27 protein-coding genes are annotated in these 22,808 nt (G+C 39.1%); 17 read left to right on the forward strand and 10 right to left on the reverse strand.

The window, feature by feature from the left end; genetic code table 11:
• Window positions 1-18: 18 nt before the first annotated feature.
• Complete coding sequence (locus HWV00_RS04635) at window positions 19-540, forward strand: GNAT family N-acetyltransferase (protein WP_211684972.1); 522 nt, start codon at window positions 19-21, stop codon at window positions 538-540.
• 30 nt (window positions 541-570) lie between these two features.
• Here HWV00_RS04635 and HWV00_RS04640 read toward each other — a convergent pair whose 3' ends face one another.
• The 4 genes from HWV00_RS04640 to HWV00_RS04655 all read right to left on the reverse strand — a co-directional run bounded on the left by HWV00_RS04640 (window position 571) and on the right by HWV00_RS04655 (window position 2,777).
• Window positions 571-1,509 carry a VirK/YbjX family protein gene (locus tag HWV00_RS04640; RefSeq protein ID WP_211684973.1) on the reverse strand — a complete coding sequence of 313 codons (939 nt, stop codon included), beginning with the start codon at window positions 1,507-1,509 and terminating at the stop codon, window positions 571-573.
• 260 nt (window positions 1,510-1,769) lie between these two features.
• Window positions 1,770-2,090, reverse strand: a complete 321-nt coding sequence (locus HWV00_RS04645; RefSeq protein WP_211684974.1) for a hypothetical protein — start codon at window positions 2,088-2,090, stop codon at window positions 1,770-1,772.
• Window positions 2,090-2,404, reverse strand: a complete 315-nt coding sequence (locus HWV00_RS04650) for a hypothetical protein (RefSeq protein ID WP_211684975.1) — start codon at window positions 2,402-2,404, stop codon at window positions 2,090-2,092. The genes HWV00_RS04645 and HWV00_RS04650 overlap by 1 nt, the downstream gene beginning before the upstream one ends.
• A gap of 10 nt (window positions 2,405-2,414) precedes the next feature.
• Window positions 2,415-2,777 (reverse strand): hypothetical protein, encoded by a 363-nt coding sequence (locus tag HWV00_RS04655; RefSeq protein ID WP_255554913.1) that lies wholly within the window; start codon window positions 2,775-2,777, stop codon window positions 2,415-2,417.
• Window positions 2,778-3,103: 326 nt separating this feature from the next.
• Between HWV00_RS04655 and HWV00_RS04660 the strand changes: the two genes are divergently transcribed.
• The 3 genes from HWV00_RS04660 (at window position 3,104) to HWV00_RS04670 (ending at window position 4,651) form a co-directional block, all read left to right on the forward strand.
• Window positions 3,104-3,526 (forward strand): PACE efflux transporter, encoded by a 423-nt coding sequence (locus HWV00_RS04660; RefSeq protein ID WP_211684977.1) that lies wholly within the window; start codon window positions 3,104-3,106, stop codon window positions 3,524-3,526.
• A gap of 108 nt (window positions 3,527-3,634) precedes the next feature.
• Window positions 3,635-3,958 (forward strand): N(4)-acetylcytidine aminohydrolase, encoded by a 324-nt coding sequence (gene yqfB, locus HWV00_RS04665; RefSeq protein WP_211684978.1) that lies wholly within the window; start codon window positions 3,635-3,637, stop codon window positions 3,956-3,958.
• Window positions 3,959-4,651 carry a pseudouridine synthase gene (locus HWV00_RS04670; RefSeq protein ID WP_211684979.1) on the forward strand — a complete coding sequence of 231 codons (693 nt, stop codon included), beginning with the start codon at window positions 3,959-3,961 and terminating at the stop codon, window positions 4,649-4,651.
• A 79-nt stretch (window positions 4,652-4,730) separates the two neighbouring features.
• Here the strand turns inward: HWV00_RS04670 and HWV00_RS04675 are convergent, their stop codons facing one another.
• Complete coding sequence (locus tag HWV00_RS04675) at window positions 4,731-5,849, reverse strand: cytochrome-c peroxidase (protein ID WP_211684980.1); 1,119 nt, start codon at window positions 5,847-5,849, stop codon at window positions 4,731-4,733.
• Window positions 5,850-6,099: 250 nt separating this feature from the next.
• Between HWV00_RS04675 and HWV00_RS21405 the strand changes: the two genes are divergently transcribed.
• Complete coding sequence (locus tag HWV00_RS21405) at window positions 6,100-6,285, forward strand: hypothetical protein (RefSeq protein ID WP_255554914.1); 186 nt, start codon at window positions 6,100-6,102, stop codon at window positions 6,283-6,285.
• A 110-nt stretch (window positions 6,286-6,395) separates the two neighbouring features.
• Window positions 6,396-7,442 carry a ChaN family lipoprotein gene (locus tag HWV00_RS04685; protein ID WP_211684981.1) on the forward strand — a complete coding sequence of 349 codons (1,047 nt, stop codon included), beginning with the start codon at window positions 6,396-6,398 and terminating at the stop codon, window positions 7,440-7,442.
• Between the two features lie 56 nt (window positions 7,443-7,498).
• Here HWV00_RS04685 and HWV00_RS04690 read toward each other — a convergent pair whose 3' ends face one another.
• Both HWV00_RS04690 and HWV00_RS04695 read right to left on the reverse strand, forming a co-directional pair.
• Window positions 7,499-8,248 (reverse strand): hypothetical protein, encoded by a 750-nt coding sequence (locus HWV00_RS04690; RefSeq protein WP_211684982.1) that lies wholly within the window; start codon window positions 8,246-8,248, stop codon window positions 7,499-7,501.
• A 125-nt stretch (window positions 8,249-8,373) separates the two neighbouring features.
• Window positions 8,374-9,021: an alpha/beta family hydrolase gene (locus HWV00_RS04695; protein ID WP_211684983.1), complete on the reverse strand. Its 648-nt coding sequence runs from the start codon at window positions 9,019-9,021 to the stop codon at window positions 8,374-8,376.
• A gap of 173 nt (window positions 9,022-9,194) precedes the next feature.
• Between HWV00_RS04695 and HWV00_RS04700 the strand changes: the two genes are divergently transcribed.
• From HWV00_RS04700 to HWV00_RS04710, 3 genes are all read left to right on the forward strand, one after another.
• Window positions 9,195-9,572: a DUF2237 family protein gene (locus HWV00_RS04700; protein WP_211684984.1), complete on the forward strand. Its 378-nt coding sequence runs from the start codon at window positions 9,195-9,197 to the stop codon at window positions 9,570-9,572.
• An 80-nt stretch (window positions 9,573-9,652) separates the two neighbouring features.
• Window positions 9,653-9,976 carry a helix-turn-helix transcriptional regulator gene (locus tag HWV00_RS04705; RefSeq protein ID WP_211684985.1) on the forward strand — a complete coding sequence of 108 codons (324 nt, stop codon included), beginning with the start codon at window positions 9,653-9,655 and terminating at the stop codon, window positions 9,974-9,976.
• 261 nt (window positions 9,977-10,237) lie between these two features.
• Entirely contained in the window at window positions 10,238-11,683 is a 1,446-nt protein-coding gene (locus HWV00_RS04710) for a glutathione synthase (protein WP_211684986.1), read from the forward strand.
• 77 nt (window positions 11,684-11,760) lie between these two features.
• Here HWV00_RS04710 and HWV00_RS04715 read toward each other — a convergent pair whose 3' ends face one another.
• Together HWV00_RS04715 and HWV00_RS04720 are read right to left on the reverse strand one after the other, a co-directional pair.
• Complete coding sequence (locus HWV00_RS04715; RefSeq protein WP_211684987.1) at window positions 11,761-12,279, reverse strand: cytochrome b; 519 nt, start codon at window positions 12,277-12,279, stop codon at window positions 11,761-11,763.
• Window positions 12,280-12,378: 99 nt separating this feature from the next.
• Window positions 12,379-13,800 carry a lytic polysaccharide monooxygenase gene (locus HWV00_RS04720; protein WP_211684988.1) on the reverse strand — a complete coding sequence of 474 codons (1,422 nt, stop codon included), beginning with the start codon at window positions 13,798-13,800 and terminating at the stop codon, window positions 12,379-12,381.
• A gap of 335 nt (window positions 13,801-14,135) precedes the next feature.
• On the opposite strand from HWV00_RS04720, the gene HWV00_RS04725 reads away from it, so the two are divergent.
• From HWV00_RS04725 to HWV00_RS04750, 6 genes are all read left to right on the forward strand, one after another.
• Entirely contained in the window at window positions 14,136-15,095 is a 960-nt protein-coding gene (locus tag HWV00_RS04725; protein WP_211684989.1) for a helix-turn-helix domain-containing protein, read from the forward strand.
• Complete coding sequence (locus HWV00_RS04730; protein WP_211684990.1) at window positions 15,095-16,297, forward strand: EAL domain-containing protein; 1,203 nt, start codon at window positions 15,095-15,097, stop codon at window positions 16,295-16,297. The genes HWV00_RS04725 and HWV00_RS04730 overlap by 1 nt, the downstream gene beginning before the upstream one ends.
• Window positions 16,287-16,580, forward strand: coding sequence for a hypothetical protein (locus HWV00_RS04735; protein WP_211684991.1), 294 nt, complete (start codon window positions 16,287-16,289; stop codon window positions 16,578-16,580). The genes HWV00_RS04730 and HWV00_RS04735 overlap by 11 nt, the downstream gene beginning before the upstream one ends.
• Window positions 16,570-18,471, forward strand: a complete 1,902-nt coding sequence (locus HWV00_RS04740) for an ATP-binding protein (protein WP_211684992.1) — start codon at window positions 16,570-16,572, stop codon at window positions 18,469-18,471. The genes HWV00_RS04735 and HWV00_RS04740 overlap by 11 nt, the downstream gene beginning before the upstream one ends.
• A 104-nt stretch (window positions 18,472-18,575) precedes the next feature.
• A complete protein-coding gene (locus HWV00_RS04745; protein ID WP_211684993.1) occupies window positions 18,576-18,962 on the forward strand; it encodes a DUF3859 domain-containing protein in 387 nt (128 codons plus the stop codon).
• Between the two features lie 51 nt (window positions 18,963-19,013).
• Window positions 19,014-19,649 carry a hypothetical protein gene (locus HWV00_RS04750; RefSeq protein WP_211684994.1) on the forward strand — a complete coding sequence of 212 codons (636 nt, stop codon included), beginning with the start codon at window positions 19,014-19,016 and terminating at the stop codon, window positions 19,647-19,649.
• A gap of 39 nt (window positions 19,650-19,688) precedes the next feature.
• Here HWV00_RS04750 and HWV00_RS04755 read toward each other — a convergent pair whose 3' ends face one another.
• Complete coding sequence (locus HWV00_RS04755) at window positions 19,689-20,375, reverse strand: ureidoglycolate lyase (RefSeq protein ID WP_211684995.1); 687 nt, start codon at window positions 20,373-20,375, stop codon at window positions 19,689-19,691.
• 191 nt (window positions 20,376-20,566) lie between these two features.
• Here HWV00_RS04755 and HWV00_RS04760 point away from each other — a divergent pair, with 191 nt between their 5' ends.
• Together HWV00_RS04760 and HWV00_RS04765 are read left to right on the forward strand one after the other, a co-directional pair.
• On the forward strand, window positions 20,567-21,577 hold the full coding sequence (locus HWV00_RS04760) for a putative 2-aminoethylphosphonate ABC transporter substrate-binding protein (RefSeq protein ID WP_211684996.1): 1,011 nt from the start codon (window positions 20,567-20,569) through the stop codon (window positions 21,575-21,577).
• A gap of 108 nt (window positions 21,578-21,685) precedes the next feature.
• Window positions 21,686-22,807: a TauD/TfdA family dioxygenase gene (locus HWV00_RS04765; protein ID WP_211684997.1), complete on the forward strand. Its 1,122-nt coding sequence runs from the start codon at window positions 21,686-21,688 to the stop codon at window positions 22,805-22,807.
• Window position 22,808 lies beyond the last annotated feature (1 nt).

Consider the following 22,808-nt stretch of genomic DNA (forward strand, 5'->3'; position numbering starts at 1 on the left):
TTAGCGATAAGGAATTAGATGAAAGTTATCAGTCAACGTTTAAGTATGCGTCAAATAACAGAGCAAGATTGGCCGTTATTTTTGCGCTTACACACAGAGTTACGTGTGATTGAAAAATGTTTTGATCAACCAAGTCGTGATGACATTCGAGCTAAATTTGAATCCCGTTTACCTAAGTGGTCGGTGACATCCGGTGCTTGGTTGTGCTTGGTTATTACTGATGTTGAGACAAATACAGCTGTGGGTATTACTGGGATTGAATATGATGGCAGAACGGCTGAAGTAGGGTATTTATTTTTACCTGAATATTTCGGTCAAGGTTATGCGAGTGAATCATTAAGTGCAGTTATCGCTTGGGCGAGTCATACGTATTTTATTACGCATTATCAAGGTATTGTGACCGAGGGTAATATCGCCTCAGAGCGGGTACTTGAAAAATGTGGTTTTGTATTTAATCACCGGATAGCGGATGCGTATAGTATAGGGGGGACGTTGTATGCTGATCGCATTTACACACTGAATACAGGTTCACTCGATTAATGTGACGCTGTATTCAGATGTTGCATATATTTAAGCAGCTTGCTTGCTATCTATCGTAGTATCCATGAGCCATGGCGCTAAATTTTCTGCCATTTCGATTTCTGTATCATCTAACCATTGGTATCTTTTGGTGTACATTTTTCGTTTCGTTTTCTTTAACGTTAATGGATCTTTTCGTGGTGTAAATACAGGTAAACCAAAAAAATACGGGGTGAGTTTCGTTGCTTCAAATTCATCCCATAACCCATCATAATCAAAGGTCACTGCATTTCGTTTCGAGCCGATATAACGCAGAGCTTGATAGATATGCCCTTTATTCGAAATCGATTTAACTTCACTAATACCTAAAATACGAGACAGCATTAATGCCATTTCAACCAATAATGATTTTGTGCGTAAACCGTGTAATGATTTGGTGAGTTCTTTAATTAATGCGTGACGGTTTTCGATTGAATCTCTCGGGCCTTGTAACATACCGATATGCATTGTTTTGGTATGTGTTCCAGATATATTGCATGCTAATGAATAGACACTTTGGCCTTTATCATTTACTAACCGAATACCAAGGCTACCTTCACGGCTTGCGCCTTGATATAACTGAATTCGAAATGTCTGTTCGCTTAAACTCTCGAAGCTTAAAATTGTCACGCCTTTAGATGAAATAACCGCATGAGCGTGTACACCAAAAGTGTCGTCAATAAACTGAAAGTGTTCAACTAAGTGCTTAACGCGCTCTTTACTCGACCAGTTTACACAAAGGTATGGTTTTAACGGTTTTTCTAGAATGCATGGATTATTCTTTAATACGGGCTTTAAATTTTCATTAGCAAAGAGAGATGTCATTGCGTTTATCGCGTTACTATTCGTTGCAGCCCAAACATAGAATCTTACTTTCTTTTTTATTTTTTTCATCCCTTTTACATCAGGATAGGTTTGGTTTGCGAGTGCTGAGATATTTATAGTAGACATCGGTCTTTTATTCCTAGTGAAGCAGGTATTAAGCGTGTTAATTGAGCGGTACTATATTGTAAATATAATCACAGTACTGTCCGGTCAGTGACAATCAGGTATTTGATGACGAAGGTACCGTGGCAATAAAATACTTTATAGCTAGCGTTTGATTATACGTTTTAATTAAAAATGGTAGAGAGAAGGCTTGTAAGACTTTGTAAGTCGTTTAGAGGAACCAATCGCAAAATAGGTGTCGTTAAGCAATTGGCTCCTGCTAGTTAGATACAAATACCTTTCATTAAGATTTTATTGTTCCAACTTAAAAAACCGTGGTCTGTTGAATATTGAGTACTGACCGCGCTCAATTCACCATCGCATTGCGAAATGAGTAATTGACGTGCTTCATCAACATAATTTGTATTAGCCGCGAAGCCTAAAATAACGTGTTGCTTGGTGCTTGCTTCGACATAACGATAGCTACTATTGACTGGTATCGTTTGATTAAATCCAGCGTTGCTTACCATGTGGATGCTACTGGTACAGCCATTTAGTAGCAGCAAGCCTGACAGTAATGCGAATGTTTTAATTTGATTTTTCATCACAATTTACCTTGAGGTAGGTCGCAATACCCACTCACAATGATCTCGCGTTTAAAGACCAAGAGATAACTTGTGGTTTGGTGCTTCGTGAATACACCACTAATTTTACCGTCAACACACTGTGCTTTTAAGCTCTCTACCGCTTTGTCGGCAAAGTCATTTTGAGTCGTGAAATTCAGGAATACCCAGTCATGTGCATTCGCTTCAACAAGCTGGCCTTTATCTTTTGGTATTTGTGTCATTGATACTGTGTTTAAACCAACACAGCCACTGAGTGTGAGTACGATAAGTAGCAAACAAAATTTACGGATCATGATTAATTCCTTACATTATACAATCAGCATCGATACGAATAATTTCACCACTGGCAATGGCATAATCATTGGCTTCTCGAACGCTTCTAATTGCCGTTATTCTGCCAGAGCGGCATTGGGCGTGAAGTTGGTTTAGTACATCTTGGGCGTAGGTATCATTAAATACCGGATTGCCTGTTCTAGGGCCCATATTCATGAGTGCCCAGATCGTTCTTAGTGCTTCGACTTCATCACTGCCAGAACCATTGGTTACGATTGCGTCGGTGACAGCGAGCGCTGTGTCTACATTGACCGTATTTTCAGATACCTTGACTGAAATCGGTGTTAGCTTCCCCTGGCTTTGGTCTATATCTCCGATCTGGATATGATCCATCCGGGCACAGGCCGAGAGCAGTAGTATGGGGGTAAGCAACAAATACTTTTTCATTGTGAGTTTCCCATCGGTCACATTAATGCATTACATGCAACGATTTGATGTTGATATATGCAGTTGTTAGTTCTATTTATATAGGGCGTAGGTAAACAGCCTGGCGGTCTTTAGGGGTAAGTTTGTGTATGCATTTGTCAACAAATCTAACTGTGTAGTTTTTTAACTCATCCGAAAAACAGATGGAAGCTAACTTTTAACCTTCATCTTTTACGATAGAATAGACGGCATAATCAATATAAATAAAAGCATGATGACGTGGAGAACGACAAATGAGAACAAGATTAGACCGTATTAGACACGCAGTTTTATTTGAAATCATTGGCTTGATCGCAATTATGGGAGTATTAAGTCAATTAGGTTTTGAGTTGGGTCATGTCGGTGCAATGGGTGTGTTGTTCTCGGTTGTGGCGACGGGTTGGAATTATGTTTATAACATTGGCTTTGATAAGTACATGCTGAGCAAATTAGGTACGCTGACTAAAACAACCTTTGTTCGTATTGTTCACAGTATTGGCTTTGAAGGTGGTTTATTGTTTTTAACTATCCCATTTATGGCATGGTTCTTAGACTTAAGTTTATGGGATGCATTTGTGCTTGATATCGGCATGGTTGTTTTCTATCTGTTTTATGCATACATTTATAATTTGGCGTATGACAGAGTGTTCCCAATACCAATGACGCTCGATAAATAACGTCATCGAATGAACAAAGTGGTGGCCCGCTATTCATTACTTTGTTTTTCTTCATTTGGTTTATCTTGATATACTGTCGTTATTCTATTTTCACCTCTAAGAGTTACCATGACAGCGCCTACCACAATGACTTTTTTCGGCCGCTTTGAAGCTGATATTTGTTCTGGAAAAAAGACGATCACTATCCGTGATGATGCAGAAAAAGACTATGTACCCGGTACAACCGTCACTGTCTCTACATTTGAAGATGGCCGTGAATTTTGCCAATTAACCATCCTTTCTGTTAAGCCAATTTTATTTGCTGATTTAACTGATTTTCATGCCGAGCAAGAAAACATGACGTTAACTGTACTTAAAGCGGTGATCCAAGATATTTATCCTGGTATCGAACAGTTATACGTCGTGTCTTATAAGCTCGTTGGTCAGCCATAAATGCGCCTTGATAAATTTGTTTGTAAAAGTACTGAGTTAACTCGAGTTGAAGCAACTGCTATGATAAACGGTGGTTGTGTTGCGGTGAATGACGACGTTATTTGCGATGTGGCCACACAGGTGCATGAAAACAATCATATCAGTTTAAATGGCGTTACGCTGACAGCAAGAGCGTCCCGTTATATCCTCATGCATAAACCCGCTGATACCATTTGCTCTAATATCGATGAAGCTTATCCGTCATTATTTAATTATATCGATGTTGCGAATGCATCCGAATTACATGTAGCAGGACGCTTAGATGCCGATACGACTGGACTCGTATTAGTCACGGATGATGGGCGTTGGTCATTTAATATTATAACCCCAACGAAACATTGTCAGAAAGTTTACCGTGTGGGCTTATCTCGCCCTGTTGCGGATGATGTCGCTGCTAAGTTTGCCCATGGCGTTCAACTACAAGGTGAGCAACAATTAACACGATCTGCAATTTTAACTGTTGTATCACCGAAAGAAGTATTACTGACGATTACCGAAGGTAAGTTTCATCAAGTAAAGCGTATGTTTTCGGCGGTAGGAAATAGAGTGGTGAGTTTACACCGTGAAAAAATTGGCGCGATACAATTGGATGTCGAAGTCGGGCAGTGGCGTTATTTAACCGATGATGAAGTGAATTCGTTTGTTATTAGTTAAATAACGCCTAGCGAGTATAACCGTATTGAAACGCCCCCTCTAATGTATTGCCATACTTTTAAAGGGGGGCTGTATATTATTAGTGTATTTCACCTGCAATAGTTAAACTACTTGGTATTGATTCTGGTATCTCTCGATAAAAATTATCTGTGTCTAAGGTTCGTAAGAATAATTCAATGTCCGCAAAATCCTCATCTTCAAGGTTAACTTGCAGATCTTCTCTGTCTTCATAAACCGCAATCGCATGGCGTAGCGATGGCGATGAACCATTGTGCATATACGGTGCTGTTTTTGTGATGTTACGTAATGATGGTGTTCTTACCGCGGTTAACCCAATTAATATAGGTTGGGTTTCATGAATAAGGTTATCTGATAGCATGGGACCGGAGTGACAACGGGCACAGCCACCATTGATAAATTTGTTCAGTCCTGTTATTTCATTATTTGTCAAAGCATTGGTATCACCACGGATAAAGTCATCGAAACGGGTATCGCTAGTAATAACGCGACGTTGGAATGTTGCTAGCGCCTTGGCTAAATTGTCAGTGGTTACCGAATCGATCGGTGCAAATGTGACTGGATCAAGAGTAATAAAAGCAGCATCAAATAAATCAACATATTCAGGTATATCTTTCAGGCGTTCTACAATTGCTTTTAAATATTCTTTATCATCTTCAATCTCCGGTAGTGCATCTCCACGCATTTCAATAGGATTAACAATTGGTCCTACAGCTTGTTGCTCTAAAGTATCTGCACGTAGATCCCAGAAGTAACCACCAGAAACAAAGTCATCGCCGATCATATCGGTTTCGAGTCCTAAACCAGTAAAAGCAACATTCATAATCGTGGGTGAATGAATCGGGGTTATGTTACCTCGGTTTTGGTCATCACGATCAGGACCCAAACCGACACCACCGGCACCAATAGAAAAAGGACGAGCATCCGCCCAACCTAAGTCTGGATGATGGCACGTTGCACACGCTACATCTTGCTCGCCAGATAAAATTGGATCGAAGAATAATAGTTCTCCGAGGGCTTCTTTGTCTTCACTATAAGGATTATTTGCTGGGTAGATGGGCTCGTTAGGTAAAGCTGAAAAAAAGTCGGAATAAGGTTGAGTAGGTGTTGAACCTAATTCGTTTGCATCTTCACAACCCGTGATAAATACGGCAAATATTAAAGGTAATAGGATTCTCATTACTAGCGCCTTATATGATTAATTATCAAATAATTTAAACATTGAGGCTGTGAAAAAAAGGTATAAAAAATAGGTTTGTGAATGGCGTTTCTCTGGTGGCAATGAAGCAATTTTAGCTGGTAATATCAAGGTAGGGTACTGATATTTTAGTCTATTATTAGGGGCTAATTCCCCTGAATTTAAGCATTGTAATCAGTTCAAAAAAGCGGTTTTTTCTAATCAGATTAACTTGATTTTAGAGCCTGTTAGCATGGGACTTGGTTTCACCGTATTACCTGCTCATGCTGTTGCGGCTTTCCCGTCGCTTGAGAAAGTTAAGATCCATTACCTTGAAATACCAGTGACTGAAACCTTGTATCTTGGTGTACATCTTAATAAATCGATGCCGAGTCGTGTTAACACTGTGATAGTGGCCGCGAAGCAATGTTTACTGTAATAAACGTATGTTAAATCGCACGTTGATTATTTAAAGATCGATATAATACATTGTTTGTTATTGCAAATGAGATGTATTACTATTGGTGGTCGTTATTATTAGGGTGTTATATGTTTACTTTTTCTCAGTTACCTTCTCCGTCAGCAAGTGTATTCAAAAATTATAAGCGCAGTTTGATGAGTGTCCTGCTTGCTTCCGCACTTGCGGGGTGTGCGGCTTCTCCATCCTTAGATGACATTAATAAATCAAGTGTTTCACAGGAAGTGACTACTTACTTTAATTATAATTTACAGTCTCCTTCTGGTCAGGATATTAATTTAAAACGCTTTGTTGCAGACATTCAAGATGCCGATGTTGTGCTGGTGGGTGAATGGCATACGCATACGGGTATTCATCGTTTTCAAACTGAACTATTACAAAGCATGATTGCAGCGAATGATAATGTAACCTTGTCGATGGAGCAGTTTACCCGTGATAAACAAGCGATTGTGAATGCTTACTTAGCGAGTGAAATAGGGGAAGGCACATTAATTAAACAAGGTAATGCATGGCCAAACTATACCAGTGACTATCGCCCGTTAGTGGAACTAGCGAAGACTAACAAGATTGATATTATTGCCGCTAATGCCCCTAAAAATATCATTCGCTGTATCGCTAAAGAAGGTATTGGTTATGTTGATAAATTACCGACTGATGAACGCCTGTGGTTAGCAGAAAATATTAATACCCAAGCATCACCGTACAAAACGCATTTTATGGCGTCGATGCATCATGGTGATGAAAGTCAAAATGAGAATAAATTTGCTTCGCAAGTGACGTGGGATGAAACCATGGCTGAGAGTATTGTTAACTATTTAGCGGATAATCCGAATAAACAAGTGATGCATATCGCCGGTAAATTCCATACCGAGAATGGTTTGGGAACGGCGGCGAGTATCCTTGCTCGCGCACCTGAATTAAAAGTGGTTATTGTCACGCCCGTGGATGTGAATAGTGCGCTTATTGGTAACAGTGCGCTTATTGGTAACAAGGAAACAACAAACGATTATCGATTACAGGTAATTACGCCACCCAAGCAGTTCGTGAAAGAAGCTAACATGATGGCGTCATTTAAAGACTTATCTAAACGTAATGACAAGTTAGTTTGTATTGAATAATAGGGTAAGGCACCTTAAATCTTGTTTGATTCAAGGTGCTTAAATCGTGATGACAGTCATTTTAGTAAGCGATACTGAAGTAAGCGTTTTTTATTACTGACACTAAATATAAAATTATCGCTCGAATGATCAAATGTCCCTAATCCTCCATAGTGACCACTCGATGAACAATTAAATACAGTCAAAAATATTTTATAAATATTGATGTCCGTATTTGGAATATTGATATCTCCTTCATATTCACAACCATTGTTATCGGAACCACTTATAAGCCCGGTATTATCAATAGTCATTGATCCGCCTATATCCAGTATGAAGTATGTACCCTTTAATTGTGCGAGAGTGGCGTTATTATTGGATGTAGTTGAAGCGGATAAGAGCATCTTATCTCCATCGTTGTCAGCGTCAGCAATGGTGAGTATAAAGCTTGTTTCTGTAAACCAGCCAAAAACATTAACTTCGCGGAGTGTATCGATATGGCTATCGTAAAGACGACCGAGTCCCGTTATGTGCATAACCGTATCGGCAGATCCAATATCAAGGTCGTTATCAATTGGTTCAGAATCGGAGATTAAAAAATTAATCTCCATTTGTGTATTACTGCTTGATAATATAGAAGTAATATCATTATTTGATAATACATGGGCAGTATTACCCCAAGTTAATATCATTACCTCTTCTTTCGCAAATATCCCATTAAATACTCCACTAGGTATTTGCTTATTTGAGTTTTCATCGTTCCCGCAAGAAATCAGTACTGCCACTAATACAGAGATAATTAGGCTATATATTATTTTAATCATCATGTTAAACCTCCATGAAGGACTAACAAAATTCAATGATAGGCACAATAAAACACCGTACCTATTTAACATTAGCACTTTTACATTAGAGGCGAATAAAATAAGAAAAATATATTGCTCACGGCCAGTTAATGCGTTGTATTTAGCGCTTGCTTAATAAATTTAGCCATGTGATCAATTGTTGTTTGTATATGTGTTGCATGTTTAAAACCACTTTTTACTCTTGGTTTTAAATCATGATCACCATCTGCTAGCCAGAGCCATTCAATAACATCTGGCAAGCCATAACTGGCGACTTCTTCTTTTGTGCCAAGCTTGTCGCGATCACCTTGAGCAATAAAAACAGCTTGTTTAATCAGTGGAAAATGCTCGGTACGTAGCGATTCAGGTTTATTAGCGGGATGGAAAGGAAAACCCAAACACGCGATACCTTTTATTTTCGAGTTCACGGTGATCTCATCAGTCGTTGGATCGGATGCCACTAAACTTGCCATGCGCCCACCCATCGACTTACCGCCAATGACCATAGGCTGATCAATACTGGCGATCAACTGTTGGAATTGAGCTATTAACTTAGGTGCACGTTCTGGTGGTCGGCGAGTACCGTTATCAATACGCTGTTGCATGTAAGGAAAATTGAAACGTGCGACACGAATACCTTGTTGCGCAAGCCCTTTAGCAATGGCTTCCATAAAATCAGATGTTGCAGGCGCACCAGCACCGTGAGCAAATACGAATAATGGGCCATCAACTGGGCCGTTATAAATGAGTTCCATAATTATCCTATGCCGTGAATAGTATTGATGCGAGATGACGCATTAAAAGCGCATTATACGCGATTGCTTATGGAACCGTTATTAGATCATCAGATTAGCTTAATAGACGATTAAAATAATAAGTGCTAGTGTTATTAAGCTTGAACTAATGCTAACAATAAAAGGCGGTTGCAATGGAAATGTATGATTCAGTTAATGTATTTGGCGAGAGGTTGGAATTGTGTGGTGAAGACCCTATCACCGGTTTTTATCGTGACGGCGCCTGCAATACCTGCAGTCAAGATATTGGCTCACATACGGTGTGTATTGAAGCCTCGGCCGAATTTTTAGAATACTCGCGTTTTAAAGGTAATGATTTATCAACACCTGTACCGGACTCTGATTTTAAAGGTTTACGAGCGGGCGATCGTTGGTGTTTATGTGCAGTACGTTGGTTGCAGGCGTTAGAAGATAATATGGCACCCAGAGTATATTTAAAAAGAACCCATATCCGTGCATTAGATATCGTGCCAATGGAATTACTAAAACGCTATGCAATGGATTTGAGCTAGCGGATTAATGATGAGCCTGATTGGCATCTATATATGTTTCTGCTAATATCGAAATATATGTTGTAAGGTGGGTTAAATAAATGGATATTGATATTATTGCTAAAGCACTAAAAGAGCTTGGGCATCCAACACGATTAACTATTTTTAAAAGTATTATCCGCGCCGGTTATCAAGGCATTGCGGTTGGTGGTCTACAAGAGCAATTATCCATTCCAGGATCGACATTATCGCATCACATTTCTAGTTTGGCATCGGCAGGGTTGCTTTCTCAACGCCGTGAAGGACGCACCTTATACTGCGTAGCTGAATACGACAAATTACAATCTGTGATTGGTTTTTTACAAGACGAATGCTGTATTGATGAAGTGAAAAGTAATTCTTGTAAGGAAAGCAGTTGTAACTAAAAGTACTACAACTACAACTACAACTACATCTTAATCTTTACTTTGTAATATCGTTTTGCACCACCTGTTCTGAGTGGTGCCTTTTTAGTACCTGTCTTTTGTGTCAATTATACTTCCATGAAACCAGAAATATAATTGACAGTTAAAATCTATTAATCTATATTTCTAGTTTTATGGAATTAAAAGCCATTAGTTAACGCTCGTTAATCGATTGAACGCTTATACAGCGTGCTTAACATTATTTTAGATAGGGTCGGTAGTATGAAAAATGTAGAAATAGCAGTTACTGATAGTGTCGAATGGGCATTGGCGCATTCACTCATATTCAAAAAAAGTAATGCCAGTAGTTTGCATTGTCCGTTCACATTAACGCCCTGCAACATTGATAAGGACCGATTTGAGAACTTGCAACTGGCGGCTGGATTATTTGGTAAATTATTACATGCTATTTCTAAAAATGATGCTTTTATTCAACAAGCCATTGAGCCCATTGCTGATACTGATCCTTTATTTTCGGCCTTATTAAAGTTACATAATAAGTTATCGCAAACGCAATCCCGTAGAGCAACACCTTTACTGATCATGAGAACTGATTTTATGGATGATCAGCAGTTAGGACCTAAGCTGATCGAATTTAATGGTATTGCTGCAGGCATGGGGCCTTTTGGTCAACGAGCATCTGAATTACATACTTACATTGCCGCACAGCATGCGAATTTATTTCATAGTTATATTGATAGTTATGATTTACAGCGCCAATCTGATACGCCAATACAGCCTGAATTTATTAACAATGAGGCGATAGAACAACTCGCTGATGGCATTGCTAAATCTGCATTCATGGTTAAACAAAAGCACAAGGATGCAGGTAAACCGACGTTTGTCATGGTGGTACAAGCGAATGAAGATAATGTTTATGACCAGCATTTATTGGAATATGCGCTACATGCAAAAGGTATTCGGACATTAAGAAAAACATTTACCGAGCTGCACAGTCAATTGTCGACTGGCGATAATCACCGTTTGTTATTAAATGGCGAGGCTGTTGATGTGGTGTACCTGCGTGCGGGTTATCAACAGTGTGATTATTATGATAAAACCATTATAGAAAAATATTGTTGCAGAACATTGATGTCAGTACGCCTGATGCTGGAACAGCATGATATTGCGATGAATGCGACAATCGCTCAGCAGTTAGCATCAAGTAAACGAGTTCAGATGTTATTATCTAATCTTTCTGCGCAAGCGCTAGTTCAATTTGGGTTAACTGAGCAAGAAGCATTAACCATAAAACCATTTTTTGGTGAGATGTTGCCACTACATGCGGATTCTATCGACCATTTAATGGCAACAGGACTTGATAATTGGGTGCTGAAGAATCAGGGTGAGGGCGGTGGGCATTGCGTGTTTGGTGAAGATATCGTGACTAAACTGAGAACTCTTGATGAACTTGAATATGAGTCTTGGTCATTAATGCGCAAAATAGTACCCTTGCCGCGAACGAATCCCTCAATGATTATCCGACATGGTGAAGCAAGCATGATTGGCGATATTATCAGTGAAATTGGTATTTTTACTATCAATATCGACGATGTAGCGATTGATAATAGTTTGTCCGGCTATTTGGTTCGAAGTAAGCCTGCTAACGTGATGGAAGGCGGGGTGCATAGCGGGCAAGGCGCTGTGGATTCATTGATTTATCGTTAATATTGATCACAAAATGGATCAAGTCAGGGATTAAACCGCGCGTAATGTTGAGCATCACGCGTGGTTTATATTTTTGACTAAATCATTCTTTTTAAAATACGCCTACCCATCATTTCGTGCTTTATTAATGCGCCTAAGTGACACACGATTAATGCAACTAATAATCGGCAGGTATACAAATGTAGCGTTTCAAAAAAATGAATATTGCTTGGTTGTTGCAGTAATTGTGGAATTATAAATAACTGAAATACATTTACATCATGATCCATCATCAATACACCGCTTACTAAAACTAATGAAACCAATACATAGAGTAGAGTATGTCCGGCGTGAGCTAGTTTGACTTCTAATGCTGACATTGCGGGATGTGCTTGGGGGATGCCTTGTTTTATTCGGTAGTAAATACGCCAACAAAACAGCGGAATAAACAGGGTGGTTATCGACACATTGAAACTTAAAATGCGGGATTTTATATTACTTTCTAGTTCGAAGTAGGCGATGTACAACCCCGATATACTTGCCCATAAGATAACAAGTGCAGATACCCAATGAAGGTATTTTGCGGTGGTATCAAATTGAATGATTACTTTGCTCATATGCTTTCCTATATCGCAGAGATGAAAAAACAGCGTAAATATGATTTACGCTGTTTGATTTAAACTGAGCTTTTTCCAGCGGTGGCTAATATGTGGCTGTTAGCAAGGACCAACTAATACCCAACCTGAATACTGTGTATCAGGTGTTCTACCTACATCAGTCCAGCGCTCTGCACGGTAAACATTCCCTTGGTAAGATACTTCTTCACCCGGTTTGTATTGTTTGCTGATATCAACTTCTTGGATATCTTGGCAATCACCCGGGACTTCAGCATCGACGATATTGAAACTATTTGATTCTTGCAGTGATAGGTTAGCGTCATCATTTGAGTTGGCAATTGAAACCAATTTAAATGTGCCCGCTGTCGCATTGTGGAGTGCTATTGTAAAGTGCCCAACCGTGTCATTTATATTTTTAGATTCAGATGCGATAGCTTTATTATTGGCGTCAAAGATGGTGTTAGTGACATTTAAATTACCAACAGCTTCAATGCTAAAGGTCACATCAACCGTATTGTTATTAAGTACGTATTCATCTTCTAAGCCTAAAACGGTAATGCTATCGTCAACAGGGATATCACCTTTAATGATGTCAATTTCAACAGAGCTAAGGCTTGAGTCTGTTTTCAGGTAGACAGGGTTATTGCCGTAAATTGGGGTGAATTCATCTTTATTGTTTTTTGTTCCGGCTTGCGCATTGCTTTGCGTTGCATTAATCGCTGTGGCGAGGTTGTACGACCAAGTATTCTTTTTACCGTTCGCTAAAGAGCCAATTTCAATACTTGTTTCACTTGTGAATGAGCCTGTCGATGAATCAAAGAAGCGAGCTTTCACTTTATCGCCAACGATTAAATCTTCTTTTGGCGCGATGGTGGTACTTTGCTGCCAAACATCCGGTAGTGGCGGTGGCGTTACACCGTCTTCAAACTCGACATCGATGACATTGTAAAACGCGTTTGCAGTATCGTCGATGGTCCATACCGACAGGATAACTTGATAGCCACTGCGCTCTGGAACATGACAGGTGTGTGCGTTACCTAAATTCTTTGGTGGTTGCTGACCATTCATATCAATAACACAGAACGGATTTTCTAAATCAAAAGATGCACGGGTTAATGGCGCATTTTGATCCCAGTCTGGCTTAGTGATGTAATAAACATAATCCGTGGTTTTATGATTGGCAGTACTGAACCAGTGAAAGTCATTTGAACCCGCCTGGATTTTGGTTTTATACCATTTGTTTGATGATTGCAGGTCAAGCACATCAAATGAACCGCCTTTTTGTGCTGATGCGATCTTACCATCAACAGGGCCAGCAGCTGGAAAGCCTTTTGGTGCTTCTAAACTTTGTCTATCGTATGACGCACTCGCACAATCATTCTTAGAACCATTGTCTGAATGACATAAATTAACGCGTGAAGGGAACTCTCCTGCTATATATCCGTGTGCGGTGGCAACCGAAGGGATGAAAGCGGCTGATACAGCCAAGGCACTGAGTGACGTTAATATTACTTTTTTCATATCATAAACTCCATGTTCATTTAATTTAAGCATGCTGACATAGAGCTGTGAGTGCCCCATTGCTGCTTAGTTAGCATAACTAGATGTCACATCTACCACCAGAGTAATGCTTTATGAGCGTTTATGAAAATGTGCCTAGTCGTGCCAGCAATACACATATACTGGCAATGTAGGCATTTATTAAAATAAAATTAAAACTATTACTGTGGAATTAGTGTCTACATAAACATATATTTCAAAATATAATAATTAGTTGTGTTTTTATTTTAAACTTAGTGTTTAATGACGTTATTCAAGAGCAATGATAAGGGCGTAGATATAATGTGGATGTGGAAATGGGATATAAAAAATACGCTTATCAGAAAACAGTAATAATGAAGGTATTCTCAAGTTTTTTAAGAAAGATACGATCAGAGCATTGTCTTTCGCAAGAAGGTCTACGGGCTTTATTAGCGGAACGAAGTCACTCTTTTGATAGCTTAGATACGATATCAATCAGTCGTTGGGAACGCGGTATTAACACTCCATCCTTAACTAAGCAGTCTGAAATTGCGGAAGTGTTTGGTGAGGACCTGTTTAATATTTATAGTTCAGATGCGAGTTTTGTAGAAGAAAGTGTGTATTCTATTCAGCTTTCGAGCAGCGGGAAAAGTGATAAAGCAGCGCACCCTTATTATAACTATGAACAATACCATACTAAGTCGATGCTATCTGACCACGCTAATTTTTCATCTATGTTAAAGCTCTGCTTAATGTATGAAGGTAATCCGCGTTTATTTCCTGCACATCAAGAAATAGCCTCAACTACATCATTAAAACCGCTCAATTTAGTCTCGGCTTTTTGCAGTTTTAGTCAATTAGTGGGGCATTGCTTATTTTGTAAGGTAAATACAAAAGCATTATTTGAATTTATGAATTGCAGTATCGACATTATGGAATTATTGAATGTCGCGAAGCAAGATCGTGCGAACGTACTGGTTGTGCTTTCTTCCTTTGGTGTCTCGCCGCAAATTGATAATCATATGATGTCTGTTTATCTGAATCAGTTAGCGATGGATAAAACGATTGAATATCTGAGTTTTAGTACGTGTGATAGCAAATTGAAACAGAAATTAATGCAAATGAAGATCCCTATGTTTAAAGTAAAACCAATTGAACACCAGTCTAAAACCATTCAAAACTACTCGTTTATTATGAGTCGTTCTGAAGTGATGGCAAACCGAAATATGCTTATGCTTTCTGTTATACCAACAATAAATATTAAACCGATGAATAGCGGTATAACGGAGTCGTGATGAATATTTTAATTATTGATGATCAAGTGTTTATCCGAGAGGCAATTAAAGCCGATCTTGCTGCAAGTATCTTAGTGAATGACTTCCAGACGTTTGAAGCTGAAGATGCTAATCAAGGTATTGACGCTATTGTTGCTATTGAAGGCCATGTTGATTTACTGATCCTAGATTTAAAAATGGATAACAGTGACGGGATGGAAGTCATTAATTTCTTATCTGAACATGCCCATTATGCCACTATTCCGCTTGCTGTGATTAGCTCTGCTGATAAGCGTACGTTGGGTTTAGTGAGCAGTATTGCCAGTAGTTTGAAGCTAAATCTTGTTGGCGTGTTTGAAAAACCGATTCATGTGGACTTCATATTAGCGGAAGCGACTCGTTTACAGAATCAACATCGTAATGCGACAGAAGTAAAAGCGCTAGCAAGCGTGTCGGATAATGATATTACCCAACTGCTGGCTGATGATCATATTTTACTTTGTTTTCAGCCTCAAGTGGATATGAAGAGTAAAGGCATTAGCGGCTTTGAAGTGCTCGCGAGAATGTACGACGAAAATGGTTATATTTACCCCGATACGTTTTTGCCTTTGCTTGATAAAGCGGGATTAAATGTTGATTTCACCAAGCTCATTATTGCTAAAGCATTTAAGTTTTGGGCGAGTGAAGAGATGTTATCACCTTATACATTATCCATTAATGTTACCGCCGAAGACTTAATTAGCGAGAGTTTGATTGACTACATTATTAGTCTTAAGCAAGCGCATTCTCATATTAAACTCACCTTAGAGTTAACCGAATCTCAAGCAATAATTAATGAAGCCAGTGCCTTAAATTCCATTGCGCGGTTGATTATTAATGATATCGGTATTTCACTGGATGATTTTGGTAAAAGTTATTCAACTTACGAACGTTTAGATACCATTCCTTTTAATGAAATTAAAATTGATCGTTCTTTTGTGTGTGATATTGATACCAATGAACAGCATCATCTCATTGTTGAATCAACGATAGCCTTAGCTAAAAAAATGTCCGTCAGTGTGGTAGCTGAAGGTATTGAGACTGAAAGTGTACTTAACATTTTAAGCGAATTGGGTTGTGATATCGCACAAGGGTATTTATATAGCCCACCAATGGAAGGGCGTTATTTAAAGGCTTGGATAAACAGCTATATAAATAAGGATACTGTCGCTAATGCGCATTGATATTAGCGATAACTTACGCCATTTCTTTACTCGTTATAATGAAGAAAGGCGTTTATCTTTGTGGCAAGCACTACTCGATGAACTTGTTAGCATTAAAGTGCAAGCGCAGTTTGTTGAAAGTGATGAGCAGTTAAATGCTGTAAAACATAAATTTAAAGGCATCTGCCGTTATCTCGCGATTGAGTTTGATATGCAAATGGCACAGATAATCTCAGCGGAACAACTGCTTGATGTTGTTGGTCATATTTACGAGCAAGTCGTTGCGATTAAAGATGAATTATAATTTTAATATCCGTAATTATGTGTGTTGTTGTTTGTTTATTACTGCGCTGATCCTTGCTGTATTTATTAATGATGGCTTGAATACATTTAAGCTTAATCATGATAAAAAAGTAGCGACGCTTATGGCATTTAATCAAGAAAATTATTTGCAGCATCGACTTATTATAAATGCGCTTAGATCTTTCTTTAAGTCATCTGAAGGGGTGAAGCAGATAGAATTTGAGGTTTTTACGCAAGAATTACTCGGTAAAAGAAACGCATTACTCTTTACACTGACGCCTGAACTGGCGTTAGGTTATATCTCTGATGAGGCGCTTGTTAGTCAGTTAGATATGCTAGAAACGAGTATTGCGTCGGATGGTCGCGTAAGTGGGCGTCTACCTCGTTATCAGTTAGTCTCTATCGGTATTGATGAGCCTAACATGCCGTATTTGTTTTATGGCATACCATTAGAAAATCTATTATTTAAAATCAACAAATTACAAGACTCTTGTTTACAATACTCATCATCCCAATTATCGGTTGAACGTAATGATTGTGCGTTATGGCCTGCTAATATGTTGTCGTCGTTTTTTCGCTACAGCACGGACTTAGATATCAGTATTCCTGAATATAATTTTTATTATACGTTAGGTATTGATTCTCAAGTCTCTTCGGTAAAGTTGGTTGAATTCACTTGCACGGTATTATCTATCTTATTCCTTTGTATTTTGATTTCTGTTTTGCTGTATTTCAAGTTAGTCAGTAAGCATCTATTTAACCGTATTGAGCGAGAAAACAAGCTGAGTGTGGCGATGGTATCGAGTATTAATCATGAGATCAGAACCCCGATCAATGCGTTATTAGGCTACAGTAAAATGCTGAAGGATATGCCAAAGATTAGTGATGATCATAATGCTGTGATTGATAAAATGATGTGGTCAGCTAACTTATTATACTCAGTCGCTGAAAATACGTTGAATTACAGTAAGTCGACAATCGGTCGTATGATACTGAATGACGCGCTAATAAATGTTGTCCAATATATTGATAATATTAAAAACTATTATGGTGAGTTAAGCATGCCAGCGGGTAAGTCGCTTCATTTTCATGTGAGCGATAAGTTACCTGAAATGATCCGCTTAGACAGCGCTAAATTATTTCAAATTATGACGAATATGATCAATAACGCCTTGAAATATAGCACTGGCCACGCAGTTCATTGCCACATTGATATTTGTCAGCGTTCGGGGTTTAACGACTTAAATATTCGGAGTGATTACCTGCGTATTTTGATCCAAGACTCTGGGCTCGGCATGTCCAAATCCACTAAAGAATTACTCATTAATCCTTTTACTGTCGATGCAGAATCTAAGCTGAATCAAGTGTCGAGTATTGGTTTGGGGCTTTATACTTCTAACCAACTGCTGAAACAGATAGGTGGTAAATTAAGGTTACATAGCGTGGTCAATGAAGGCACTAAAATTATGCTGCACTTTCCATGTCAGCTTGATAGTTCAGTATCATCCCCACAGCTGCAGCCCATTAATTACCGTAATACAGATATTTTAATCGTTGATGATAATAGCTTTAATCTTGAAATATGTAATGCGATGTTGGAAGAAAAACAGTTTAATACTGTTTGTGCGGACAATTCGAAAGTGGCATTAGCCCAATTTGTGAATGTTGATCCCGATGTTGTGATTGTGGATTATCAGTTAGATGAAATGAATGGATTGGAATTAATCGCCAAAATGAAATGTATTCAAGCGAATACGCAAACTCAATATTTTATTTTATCGGCGAGTGATAAAAACGAGATAGTAGGTAGTGAACCTCACACTGATATTTACTTTATGCAAAAGCCGTTTAACATCGCGATATTTTTAAGTTGTTTGGTAAACAGCAAATAACACGTTTTGTGGCGAGGGATTTAACATCTTCCCACAGGCGTTTGTCATGGGTATGATACGGCATTATTGAATGTATTAATTTCTGACTATATCAAGGTGAAACAATGGCTAAATATAAGCCCGTCACTAAAATGCAAACATACGGTATTCATTCTCAGTGGCAGAGTAAATCAAAAGACTTACCGAGTATTCAGCAGTTCACGACTGATATACCTGCTGAGATTGATATTGAATTTGGTTTTATCGTCAATATCAAAAAAGCCCGTGGCGCCAAGATCCGTTTTTGTATTGATCATCCCGGTATTCTCGATAGTGATGGTAAGGTTCGAGCACCATTTACAGGCGAAGTGCATGTGACGAATAATGACTGGGATTTTTATCTCGGAGATACAGTATGGGAGCCCATTGCAGATAAATGCGGTGCATGGCGTATGACGATTGAATTAGATAACAAAATATTAGCGGATAAAACCTTTAATGTCGCTGTATAGCTGCTAAAATCCAGCCCTCATGATCAACTATAGCCAACAAAGGTAGTCACTGTGGATACGTTTATTTCCAAACAAATTGATAGCTCAACATTAAGATCACATCCTTGGACGAGTATGGTATCGGATGAATCGAGTGTGTACATGGATTTTAAACAGCAGCCTGCATTGATCCGAACAGCATTAGAAGATCTGTTACCGTTTACGCAGTGGGACTTTGTTGAACAGTTTTATACCTTGATTGAATGGGTGAATGGTTCAAGCTCACTACTGGAAAGTAACGATTGTGTGTTTAATGCCGTGGAAGATAATACTGACCAACAGTATCCGCATGCCAAAAAATGCAGTGCACGATTGATGATTTTATTCCGCGATATTCCGGAAAATTGTCAGGAAAAAAGCATCGATTGGTTAATGAATACGATCCAGTCACTAGCATCATCAATGAAGCCGAGTTTTAACGCAGGTGCGATGGGTTTATCGCAATCACCAACTTGCTATCTTGCGCTAGGTGATAAGCCTGATACCGGTGGTATGGGTTATCAGGTAACGTTAAATTTCTTTGCTTATGGCGAGAATGAGCAAGATTGTTATGGGAGCATGAAAGACGTTTTGGCTATTGCCCAACATGCTCTGCTACGTGTGAATATGCGCATTAAAAATGGCGAGATTGACGCGCTTTATTATTAAGTGACACCGTGTAAGTTACATTGTGTAAGTTACATTGTATTATGTTGGCAGTTGCGTTAAATCAACGCGTAATAAACAGTTAAACTCTTTGCCAAAATCAACTGATACTCGGGCGTGTACTGCGCCTTGTTTATCGTCAAATTCTTCTTCCCCTGAAATTGCAAATACCCCCTCGTGCCAAATATCAGCATGGATCGCAGCCCCTTGTTCACCACTAAAATAAAAGCACACAAAATCTTTTGGCTTCACGTCATCACCGGGTAAGGCTAACGGCAATAAAAAAGGTTTATTCGATTTTGGGTAAAACATCTGACCGCCATCGGGGTGGTAGTTTGCATGCCATAAAATCAGTTGCGTCGGTTTATCATTGTGGGTATCTACAGCCACTTCAGGGCGTTGGTTATAACCGATAATGTAATGCCCATCGACGGCCTTATTACGGCCAAACAGGTAATCACCTTTCCAACTACTAATAAAAGTACCTTGAGTTACACCGCCTTCGTCGCCAGTATCTTCATCCACTTTACGCCACCCTTGTGCTGGCCAGCGGGTTATTTCAATATCAAAATTTTCTGGGTCATCAACAAAAACACCGTAACCCTTTAAGGATTCAGGCGTTGCTTTCACAATTGGAATATCGAATAAAGCAAGATCAGAGGCAATATCAGGATTGAGGTAATCTTGAACCGTATTTGTAATGGTCGTATTTGAAGCTGAAGAGGTCATGTTCGTGTCTGCGCTAGTTGAATATACGCGTAAATTAGCATTTCATTGTTTAATTTTAATGACACTGTTTCATCTTATCGAAATAATAACCGCATAAAACTGCAATATAGTCCCTCTAGAATACGCCTTCTAAATACCTATCTATTTGTGTTGATAGGTATACATCAACTAATCAATAAAGGATGTTATTGATGCACATTTTTAAACAGTCAATGCTTGCTACTGCCATTATTCTGGGTGCTTCTTCTACTGCGTTAGCGAAAGAAGAACTGACCGTTTACACCTCTTTTGAAACGGATCTTTTAGCGTTATTCAAAAACACATTTGAAGAAAGCCACCCTGATATCGATATTAAATGGGTACGAGATTCTACTGGTGTAATGACTGCAAAGTTACTCGCTGAGGGTAAAAATGCAAAAGCAGACGTAGTGTGGGGACTGGCTGGTTCATCATTAGCATTGCTTAAAGATAGCGGCATTGTTAAGCCTTATACGCCCGCTAACCTTGATGGCATAAAAGCGAGCATGGTTGATCCAGAAGAAAATAAAGCGTGGTTTGGTAATGATGCTTTCTTTAACACGGTTTGTTTTAACACGATTGTGGCTAAACAACTGGGCTTACCGAAACCGAAAACATGGGAAGACTTATTAGATCCTGTTTATAAGGGTCACATTGTGATGCCAAACCCAGGTTCGTCAGGTACCGGTTATATTCAAGTTACTGCATGGTTACAGGGAATGGGTGAGCAGCAGGGTTGGGCATATATGGATAAATTGGATAAGAATATTGCCCATTATACGCATTCAGGTTCTAAGCCGTGTGTTCAGTCTGCGATGGGTGAAACCGTGATAGGTATTTCTGTGGCGATCCGAGGATCTAAACTGAAGTCGAAAGGTGCGCCGATTGATCTTATTTTACCAAAAGGCATTGGTTGGGATACCGAGTCTGTTGGTCTTGTGAATAATAACTCTGACGCGGCAAAAGCACTGATCGATTGGTCGTTGTCGTTGGATGCAAACAAAATGTACAACACTATTTATCCTGTCGTTGGTCACAAAGATGTGAGCGGCGAAGTTGCTAATTATCCAAATGTAGAAGACGCAATTGTGGATATGGACTTTGGTAAGATGGCCAATGACCGAAGCGCGGTATTAAAGACATGGTCTGATAAATTTAACAATAAATCAGAACCAAAAAGTTAATCGATAGTGATTAAATTTATTTTTAGACTCTACCATTGAGTTAAGCCAGTGCAGTGAGGGATTATGATGACCTTGCTGCACTGGTTTTTTGTATATTAGGACGTATTTATGTTAACACTCCGTGCTTCTTATCTTATTTATAATAATCAACCGTTCCACTATTTTTGGTTGAAAGACAATTGCCGTTGCGGTGAATGTTTACACGCATCAGGACAACGATTACAAGAGGTCCTCGATTTGGACTTAGCGATCAAACCTGAAGTCGTGAAACTTGAAGAAGGGAACATCATCATCACTTGGCAAGATGGGCATCATAGTCATTACAGCCAAGACTTTTTAGACAGTATGCGAGACACTGACTGTGTGGCTGATACGGATAGTGTGACTGACACGGATAGGGTAACTCGTTGGGGGGCAGATCTTGATGCCGCTAACATTACGTTTAATTATCCAGCGGTGAAAAATCAGGATCGTGTTAAACGAGCTTGGTTAGGTGCGATCAATCAATTTGGTTTGGCATTTTTACAAGATGTACCAAATATCAGTGAGCAGCTATTTGAAGTAGTTGCACAATTTGGTTTTGTGCGCGAAACCAATTATGGCAGTCATTTTGAGGTGATTTCGGAAGAGAATCCGGTTAATTTAGCTTACACCCCTAAGCCGCTCAGTCTGCATACCGACAATGCTTACCGCCATCCGGTACCCACATTACAGTTATTACATTGTTTAGTCAGTGCTGAAAAAGGCGGGATAACCGCATTAACAGATGGATTTTATGCTGCACAATTATTGCAACAACGTTTTCCTGAACAATATCAATTATTGACCTCGACACCTGTCACTTACCGCTTTAAGAATGAGGATACTCATCTTGAACATACCGGCTACATTATTGAATTAGAGAACAATGGTGAACTGGCTCGCATTCGCTTAAACAATCGATCTATTCAAGCAATTAAATTACCGTTTGCAGAGATGGCTGCATTTTATGAAGCGTATCAAAATTTCAGCCGTATTTTACACAGTGAAGAGTGTAAGTTTTTGTGTACCTTGCAACCGGGTGAATTAATGATTTTTAATAATGAACGTATTTTACACGGTCGAGAAGTTGCCGCAGAAGGTGCACGCCATTTACAAGGTTGTTATGCCGATATTGATTCATTAAAAAGTACCTTAGCCGTACTCGAGACTAAGTTAGGAATGACATTAGCGGATCAGGTGGAGAAATAGA

The organism is Moritella sp. 24 (assembly GCF_018219155.1).
In the GTDB taxonomy this organism is placed as follows: domain Bacteria; phylum Pseudomonadota; class Gammaproteobacteria; order Enterobacterales; family Moritellaceae; genus Moritella.